Source organism: Micromonospora sp. NBS 11-29 (assembly GCF_002140155.1).
GTDB lineage: Bacteria > Actinomycetota > Actinomycetes > Mycobacteriales > Micromonosporaceae > Micromonospora.
The window spans coordinates 8,255-17,316 of the sequence record NZ_NAPR01000029.1; the positions used below are offsets into that span (position 1 = coordinate 8,255).

The 9,062-nt window shown below is 73.2% G+C and carries 6 protein-coding genes; 3 read left to right on the forward strand and 3 right to left on the reverse strand.

Annotated elements, in window-relative coordinates; all coding sequences use genetic code 11:
* Nucleotides 1-322: 322 nt before the first annotated feature.
* The 3 genes from B1205_RS26920 to B1205_RS26930 form a co-directional block, all read right to left on the reverse strand.
* Entirely contained in the window at nt 323-1,504 is a 1,182-nt protein-coding gene (locus tag B1205_RS26920; RefSeq protein WP_089158153.1) for an MFS transporter, read from the reverse strand.
* Nucleotides 1,501-2,844, reverse strand: a complete 1,344-nt coding sequence (locus B1205_RS26925) for a DegT/DnrJ/EryC1/StrS family aminotransferase (protein ID WP_254910243.1) — start codon at nt 2,842-2,844, stop codon at nt 1,501-1,503. Before B1205_RS26925 ends, B1205_RS26920 begins: the two co-directional genes overlap by 4 nt.
* 857 nt (nt 2,845-3,701) lie before the next feature.
* Nucleotides 3,702-4,931, reverse strand: coding sequence for a PucR family transcriptional regulator (locus tag B1205_RS26930; protein ID WP_089158157.1), 1,230 nt, complete (start codon nt 4,929-4,931; stop codon nt 3,702-3,704).
* 83 nt (nt 4,932-5,014) lie between these two features.
* Between B1205_RS26930 and B1205_RS26935 the strand changes: the two genes are divergently transcribed.
* The 3 genes from B1205_RS26935 (at nt 5,015) to B1205_RS26945 (ending at nt 8,960) form a co-directional block, all read left to right on the forward strand.
* Nucleotides 5,015-6,106 carry a ferredoxin reductase gene (locus B1205_RS26935; protein ID WP_089158155.1) on the forward strand — a complete coding sequence of 364 codons (1,092 nt, stop codon included), beginning with the start codon at nt 5,015-5,017 and terminating at the stop codon, nt 6,104-6,106.
* A 12-nt stretch (nt 6,107-6,118) separates the two neighbouring features.
* Nucleotides 6,119-7,258: a fatty acid desaturase family protein gene (locus B1205_RS26940; protein ID WP_089158156.1), complete on the forward strand. Its 1,140-nt coding sequence runs from the start codon at nt 6,119-6,121 to the stop codon at nt 7,256-7,258.
* 154 nt (nt 7,259-7,412) lie between these two features.
* Entirely contained in the window at nt 7,413-8,960 is a 1,548-nt protein-coding gene (locus tag B1205_RS26945) for a glycosyltransferase family 4 protein (protein ID WP_254910244.1), read from the forward strand.
* Nucleotides 8,961-9,062: the final 102 nt, after the last annotated feature.

Consider the following 9,062-nt stretch of genomic DNA (forward strand, 5'->3'; position numbering starts at 1 on the left):
TCGTACGCGCCCCGGCGCAGCACCCGCCAGGTGTGCCGGGTCCGCAACCGGGCGCGTTGCCGCCGGATCACCTCGGCGGCGTGCGCGTCCGCCGACACGCCGGCCGGCCGGCCGACCGGCAGCACCGCCGACCACAGCGGGCACGCGGTCAGCGGCCGGCCGCAGCCGCACCGGTCGTTCACCCCGCGACCGGTCGAGTTCTTCCAGAGGAAGTGCAGCTCGCCGACGTGCGTCACGCCGGGCGCCTCACCCAGCACGTTGCCGATGATGGTGCTGCCGTTGCGGCACCAGCCGGTGACGCTGAGCACGGTCACGGATCCACTCATGCCCGTACCTCCATCGGGGTCTCCGTGGCGGCGGGCCGGCCGATGCGCAGCGCCATCGCGGCGGCCACCGCCGNCGCGACGAACACCGCCGGGTAGCCGAACCCGGCGGCGACCAGTCCGGTCGCCGGCCCCCATACCGCCAGCCCCAGGTCCCAGAACGAGGTGTACGCGCCGATCGCCGCACCCTGCCGCGCCGGGTCGGTGCGGTTCATCACCATCAGCGCCAGCGACGGGTGCAGCAGCGAGAACCCGACGCCCATCACCACGCTGCCGGCCACCGCGACCGGCAGGTTCGGGGCGGCCGCGACGATCAGCAGGCCGACCGCCTCGCCCACACCGCACCAGGCGGCCACCCGTCGGGGGCCGAGCCGGTCGGGCAGGTGACCGATGACCAGGCGGGTGCCCGCGTAGACGGCGCTGAAGCAGCTCAGCACCACCACGCCGTGCCCGATGCCCCGGGCGTCCAGGTGCAGCACCACGAACGCGGCCAGGCCGGCGTACCCGGCGGCGCCGAACGTCAGCGCGACGCCGGGCAGCAGCGCGGGGCGCAGCAGCAGGCCGCCGCCCTTGCCCGACGGCGCGGTACGCGGCGGCGACGGCACCACCGCGACCAGCGCGGCGCCGAGAGCCGGGGCGGCGGCGCTCAGCGCCCACACCGCCGGGTAGCCGGCCTGCTGCACGGTCGCGCCGAGGAACGTGCCGGCGGAGATGCCACCCCACATGCTCACCCCGTACAGGCCGATGAGCTGGCCGCGCCGGTGGTGCGGGGCGAGCTGGACGATCCACACCGCGCCGGCGGTGAACAGCGCCGCCTCGCCGGCGCCCAGCAGCAGCCGGACCGCCACCAGCGCCGGCACGCCCAGCGGCGCCAGGTAGAGCAGGCCGCCGGCGGCCACCACCAGCGCGCCGGTCAGCATCACCGTGCGGTGGCCGTACCGGTCGGCGAGCGCGCCGGCGACCGGCCGGACCAGCAGCGCGGTCACCGCGGTTACCGTGACCACGACGCCGACGGTGAGGTCACCGGCGTCGTGCCGTTCGCGCAGGAAACCGGGCAGTACCGGGATCACTGCGGTCAGGCCGAGATAGCCGGTGAACAGCGCGCCGAGCAGCCCCACCAGCGCCAGCCGGGGCAGGGGCTTCGCGGCGGGGTCCGCGCGGGTCGCGTGCGTGCCGGTCACGGCCGGGCCAGCGCGGTGTCCCGGACCCCGGCCACCTTGCGGACCGCGCGGATCAGGTCGTCACAGTCGCCGGGGGTGAGGTTCGACGACAGCGGCACGTCGACGGTCTCGGCCAGCAACCGGGCGGTGCGGGGCAGCGTCGCGCGGATCCGGCCCGGCTCGGCGTGGTCGTAGAGGAAACGCCAGTTCCAGAACGCCCGGACATTGAGGTCGTCGTCCGCGCCGATGTTGCGGGCGTCGATGCCCTCCGCGCACAGCGCCCGGGCGAACCAGCCCGCGTCGCCGCCGGGCACGCGGAACACGAACGCCTCACCGAGGTACGCCCCGGGCGCGACCGGCCGCCGGACCGCGATCCCGGGCAGGCCGGCCAGGGCGGCGCTGACGTGCGCGTAGTTGCGGTGGAACAGCGCCAGCCGCTGCGGCAGCCGGGTCAGCTCGGCCCGCAGCAGGGCCGCCCGGATCTCGTCCATCCGCAGGCTCAGCAGCGGCAGGTCCAGGCCGGAGAGCGGGGGCTCGCCGTGCGGGAAGTGTCGACGTAGCCGTCCCTCGTACGCCCCGGACAACGCCACCGCCCGGGCGAACAGCATGCTGTCGTCGGTGACCAGGAAGCCGCCCTCGCCGCAGTTGAGCGCCTTGTCGGACTGGGTGCTGAACGCCCCGGCCGCCCCGAACGTGCCGAGCTTGCGGCCGTTGAGTTCGGCGCCGAGCGCGGGCACCGCGTCCTCGATCAGCGGCACCCCCATCTCGGCGGCGAAGGCGGACAGCGCCTCCACGTCGGCGGCGAACCCGCGCATGTGGACCACCAGCACCGCGCGGATCTCCGGGCGCCAGCGGCGGCGCAGGTCGTCGAGGTCCATGCGCAGGTCGTCGTCGACCTCCACCAGAAATGGCCGGCAGCCGGCCAGAACAATGGCGCTGGGAGTGGCGACGAAAGTGAATCCGGGACAGGCGACCAATGAGCCCGGCGGCACTCCCGCACCCATCAGAGCGAGGGCCAGGGCAGCGGTGCCGCTGGAAACGGCGAGAGCATGCCGGGTGCCGAAATAACGGCACAGCTCATCCTCGAACCGCCCGCATTCGGTCTCTTTCTGCGCGCGGTGGTCGTATCGGAAGTAAAGGTGGCTGCGAATAGCCCGAATTGCGGCGTCCTCGTCCTCGGCGTGCACGAATACCGCGCCCTTGTCATAGGTGGGCCACGGCGTGTCCCGCACTGGCCGGCCGCCGTGCAGGGCGAGCGGTTCTTCCAGCTCAACGCCGCGCGAAACCGGCCTGGGCCGGCTCGGCGCGGGAGCTTCGTCGTTCCCGTTCACCGGCGGACTCCTCGATGCGAGCGGTGGCATATCCTATTTTCTCGATAGGATTTACCGGGCGCGTGCCGGGCGTGGTCGCCCGGCGGAATCTCGCGGTCCCGGCGCGATCCCGTCGAGGGGTGGGAAAAGCCACCAGATCCGACATTGGCGTGTTGGCGAGATCTAGTGACCATCATGATTGCCCCCGGGCTGGCGGCCGTCAACATGCGATTGGAAATGTGCACGAGGGTTGCTGACAGTAACAGTGGACGATAAGTAATCGCTCCTTGTGGAGGGGCGTTCGCAGGCGCCCGCGCTGATCGCGAGATGAACCGCCCGTGGCGACGGGTCCGGCGTCCGCGTCGCCCCCACCCATCCCCACGCCGCCCCGAGCCGACATGGCGATCGCCGTCGGCTCGGTGGGGATCGCCGGCATCGACCGAGCGCCTCTCGGCGTGACTCAGGGTGATGGCGCTGGCGGGGCGGCATGCGACCGCGGCGGCCTTTGCTCTGCAGCCACGGGCGCATCGGTGACCGAGCGCTGCCGCTGCCTCCGCGGCTGCAGAGCAAAGGGGGCGACGGGCAGGGATCGGCGGCCGGACGTTCTCGGAGATAGGCGCTGGTCAGGGCGATGCGCGGGAAGGAGGCGCAGCGGGGCGCGCTTGACCGATGGTCACATGAAGTGACTTCCGCGTTGATCGGCGGCCAGTTCACCCAGCGTGACCTCCGGCGCCGCAGTCCGGCGCCGCGGTCCCGTACCGCGGCATCGCGTCGTCGACCTGGCTGCGCGTCAGCTCCTCGGAGACGGATGCGAGGACGCCGGACGGCCCGGCGGCTTCGGGCGCACCGCCGCCGCCATCGCCGCCGCCGCCACCGCCGCCGTCACGGTCGCTGGCACGCCCCGCTCGTCATGCGGGGGCCGCGCCCGGCTCGGGCGGGACGGCGAGGGCGATCGTCAGGTCGAGGACGGTGGCGGGGTCGTGCAGGCGGTCACCGAAGAGTTCGCGGAGCTTCCCCATCCGGTAGCGGACGGTCTGCGGGTGCACGAACAGGTCCGCCGCCACGTCGTCGCGACGCCCCTGGTGCAGCAGCCACGACCGCAGGGTCTCGGCCAGCCGGTGCGCGGTGGCCGGGGGCAGCGCGGCGAGCGGGGCGAGAGCCTGGGCCCGGAGGTCGGCCAGGCCCTCCGGGTCCATGCTGAGCAGCAGCGCGGCCAGGTGACGCTCGGTGTCCACCGGGCCGGCGTCCGGCTCGCCGAGGCCGAGCGCGAGGGCCCGGATGGCGCGCTGGTACGAGGTCGCCACCCGGTGCCACGGCCGGGCCGGGCCGAGCACCGCCCGGTGCCCGTGCAGCAGCCGGATGAGCTGGCGGCGCCGCCCGCCGTGCCTGTCCGGCACCAGCAGCACCGCCAGTTCCTCGGCCGAGGTCATGCCGGGCAGGTCCTCGCCGCTCTCCAGCGTGTGCGGGCCGACCAGGGCGAGTACCGCACGCAGGTGCCGGCGGGGCAGCAGCACCACCGTCAACGTCTGCGGCGGCGGCCAGTCGGCCCGTTCGGCGCTGCGCCGCAGCGACTCCTCCGGCTCGCCGGCGAGCAACTGCTGGGTGAGCCGTTCCAGGTCCCGGCGACGCACCCGACCGGCGCTGGCCAGCTCGTCGGCGTGTCCGGCGACGCTGGCCGCGGACAGTTCGTCGATGTACGCGAACATCAGCTCGGCGAACTCGGCCACCGTCTCGGCGGCCAGCCCGCTACGGACCGTGGTGGTGGAGACCTCCCGCCAGGCCACCCGGGCACCCACCCGGTACGCGGCCAGCAGCGCGTCCATGCTCCGCCCCGAGCGCGCCTCGCCGCTGCCCAACGCGTACGCGGCCTCCAGCGCCGGGGCCAGGGGAGTGCTCGGGTCGAACGCCTGGGTACCCTCGATGAGCTGGAGGAACGTGCCCAACGCGATGCGTACCGCGTTTTCGATCTTCTCCCGCATGGTGTCGGTGAGCGCGCCGGAGTAGTCGGGCACCTCCGCGGTGATCGCGGTGACCGTCCGCTCGGCGACCATCGGCAGCCGGTCCCGCAGCCGCGCCGCCACCCCGGCGTCGAGATCGAGGTGCGCGGCCCGTGGCCCCGTCCCGGCCTCCTGCGTCATCTTGTTCCCCTCGAACAAAAACCCGTGACCAATTCACCTTTGCTGGTCAAGATGTTATGCGATCCCGCAGCCACGCTGGTCATATGACCACAACTGTCCGCCGCCACCCGCAGAAGGTCTCGCTCCGGGACAGGTTGCTGCGGCTGGCCGGCACGGTCACCACCCCGCTGCTGCCGGACGACTACCTCGACCTGATCGCGCCGCTGCGCGCCGGTGCGCCGCTGCGCGGCCGGATCGTCGCCGTCCGCCCGGAGACCCGGGACGCGGCGACGCTGGTGATCCAGCCCGGCCGCGGCTGGCGGGGTCACCTGCCCGGACAGTACGTGCGGCTCGGCGTGGACGTCGACGGGGTGCGCCAGTGGCGTGCGTACTCGGTCACCTCGGCGCCGGGGGCGGCGGACAGCCGGATCACGGTGACCGTGAAGGCGATCCCCGACGGCAAGGTCAGCAACCACCTCGTCCGCCGCATCCGACCCGGCACGATCGTCCAGCTCGACCAGGCGCAGGGCGACTTCGTGCTGCCCACGGCGACGCCCGAGCGGGTCCTGTTCCTCACCGCCGGCAGCGGCATCACCCCGGTCATGGCGATGCTGCGGGCCGGGCTCACCGATCGGGCGGACGTGGTGCTGGTGCACTGCGCGCCGACCCGGGACGACGTCATCTTCGGCGCGGAGCTGCGGGCGCTCGCCGACCGGGGCGCGGTCCGGCTGGTCGAACGGCACACCGACACCACGGGCCAGCTCGACGTGACCGAGCTGGACGACCTCGTGCCCGACCACGCGCAGCGGCACACCTGGGCCTGTGGGCCGGTCGGTCTGCTCGACGCCGCCGAGACGCACTGGGCGGCGCGCGGCGCCGCCGAGCGGCTGTACATCGAACGGTTCCGGCCCACGGTGATCACACCGGGCGAGGGCGGTTCGGTGAATTTCACCGGAACGGGGGTAACTGTCCAAGCCGACGGTGCCACCACGCTGCTCGACGCGGGGGAGAGCGCGGGGGTGCTGATGCCCTCGGGCTGCCGGATGGGGATCTGTTTCGGCTGCGTCGTGCCGCTGCGCCAGGGTGCGGTGCGCGACCTGCGCAACGGCGACGTGACCACCGCCGTGCCGGGTGACGGCGTGGCGATCCAGACCTGCGTGTCGGCCGCCGCCGGTACCTGCGACATCGAACTCTGAGGAGCCACCGACGTGACCGTGATCCAGAAGAAGGCCGACAACCCGATCGCCCATCTGAGCGCCGAGGACATCGAGATCATCGGCAAGGAGCTGGACGCGATCCGGGACCGGGTCATCGCCGACCGGGGCGAGCGGGACGCCCGCTACATCCGAAAGGTGATCAAGACCCAGCGGACGCTGGAGATCAGCAGCCGCGCGGTGCTGCTGTTCTCGCTGTTCCCGCCGGCCTGGATCGTCGGCACCGCCGGCCTCACCATCGCCAAGATCCTCGACAACATGGAGATCGGGCACAACGTCCTGCACGGCCAGTGGGACTGGATGCGCGACCCGAAGATCCACTCCACCACCTGGGACTGGGACCACGTCTCCCCGGCCGACCAGTGGAAGCAGTCGCACAACGAGCTGCACCACCGCTTCACCAACGTCGTCGGCAAGGACAACGACCTCGGGTACGGCATCATGCGCGTCGACGAGGACCAGCCGTGGCACCCGATGCACCTGGGCCAGCCGGTGTGGAACCTGCTCAACGCCGCCTTCTTCGAGTACGGCATCGCCGCGTACGACATGGAGCTGGGCGACCACCTCAAGCAGAAGCGGCTCAAGGACCCGAAGTTCCGGGCGAAGGCGAAGGCGGTCGGTCGCAAGATCCGTAAGCAGGTGCTCAAGGACTACGTGGTGCACCCGCTGCTCTCCGGCCCGTCGTTCCTGTCCACGCTCGCCGCCACGTTCACCGCGAACCTGATCCGCAACGTGTGGAGCCACTCGGTGATCATGTGCGGGCACTTCCCGAGCGGGGTGGAGACGTTCGAGAAGACCTCCATCGAGGGCGAGACCCGCGGCGAGTGGTACCTGCGGCAGATGCTCGGCTCGGCCAACATCAGCGGGCCCCGGCTGCTGCACATCATGACCGGCAACCTGTCGTTCCAGATCGAGCACCACCTCTTCCCCGACCTGCCGAGCAACCGTTACCAGGAGATCGCCCCGGAGGTGCGGGCCCTGTTCGACCGGTACGGGCTGCGCTACACCACCGGCCCGCTGCCCAAGCAGGTCGCCTCCGCCTGGTGGAAGGTGATCCGCCTGTCGCTGCCCAACCGGCGCGACCGCCGGCAGCCGGCCACCCCGGGCCCGCTGGTTCCCTCCGGCGTCGCCTGACCCGCCCGTGCACGGTGGGTGAACTCCCACCCACCGGCACCTGCACGGTTGATGTCCGCCCAGCTCAAGGCGCATTTCCTGCCCTCACGGCGGTCCCGCGCCCCCCGTACACTCGCGCCCATCCGGCCGACGAGGTGAAGGGGTGTGGTCGCCGATGCAGCGCGATCCCGCGACGCGACCGGCCGCCGGCCGGCGGGTGGTGATGCTGGTCGACAACGCGGTCGAGGGCGACTCGCGGGTGCAGAAGGCCGCCCGCTCCGCCGCCGACGCCGGCTGGGCGGTCACCCTGCTCGGCTGCGCCCGCACCGACACCGAGCGCCGCTGGCGGCTCGGCGACGCCGAGGTACGCGTGCTGCCGCTGGACGCGCCCCGCGCGCTCCCCACCGGGGTGGGCGGCCCACGCGACGCTCGGTCGGGTGCCGGCCTGCGCGATGCGGGTGCCGGCCTGCGCGGTCCGGGTGTACGGAATGCCGTCTCGCCCGGTGCCGATCGTGACGATGCCGGCTCGCCCGGTCCAGGCGGCCTGCGTACCGTCGTGTCCGGCTGGCGTAGCCGGTTGGTGGCGCGCGGCGGGCTGCCGTTGCGGGCGGCCCGGCTGGCCCGCCGACCGGTGGAACACGCCCAGGTCCGCTACTGGCAGGCCCGCCTCGGCGACCGGGCCTGGCGTCGGCTGGAGCCAGGGCTCTGGGCGTACGAGCGGGTGGCCGGCCCGGTCGTCGACGAGTTGCGTCCCGACCTGATCCACGCCCACGACTTCCGGATGCTCGGCGTGGCCGCCCGCGCCGTCGACCGGGCCCGCGCACAGGGGCGTACCGTGAAACTGGTCTGGGACGCGCACGAGTGGCTGCCCGGCGCCCGGCCCCGCCGCGACAACGCCCGCTGGCTGCCCGCCCACCTGGGCTACGTCCGCGAGTACGTCGGCCGCGCCGACGCGGTCGTCACCGTCTCCGACACGCTCGCCGACCTGCTGGTCCGCGACCACGACCTACCCGAACGCCCCACCGTCGTGCTCAACGCCCCGGTCGCCGCCACCGGGCTTGCCGCCGCTGTGTGCGCCACCGCGCCGGCTCGGGCGGTTGGCGAGCCCGCGCCCGACCTGCGGGCCCGCTGCGGCGTGGCCGCCGACACCCCGCTGCTGGTCTACAGCGGGGCGATGGCCGTGCAGCGTGGCGTGGACACCGTCATCGAGGCGCTGCCCCGGCTGCCCGGTGTGCACCTGGCCCTGGTCGTCGCCGACCCGGCCGCCGGGTACGTCCGCCAGGTCGCCGCCCACGCCGCCCGGCGCGGCGTCGCCGACCGGGTGCACATGGTGCCGTACGTGCCGCATCGGCAGCTCGTCGCGTTCCTCGCCGCCGCCGACGTCGGGCTCATCCCGCTGCACCACTGGCCCAACCACGAGATCGCGTTGATCACCAAGTTCTTCGAGTACGCGCACGCGCGGCTGCCGATCGTGGTCAGCGATGTCCGTACCATGGCCGACACGGTCCGGGCCACCGGCCAGGGTGAGGTCTTCCGCGCCCGGGACGCCGCGGACCTGGCCCGCGCGGTCCGGGTGGTGCTCGCCGACCCGCAGCGCTATCGCGCCGTCTACGACGGGCCGGACTCGCCGCTGTCCACCTGGACCTGGGAGGCCCAGGCCGACCACCTTGACGCCCTCTACCGCCACCTGCTCACCCCACCGCCTGAGCCAGCGCCGTCCTGACACCCATGCCGTTCCACCCACCGCCTTCGCCGAGCGTGAGTGGAACGCCATGGGTGTCAAATCCGGGCCGAGACACCCATGGCGTTCCACCCACCACGCTCG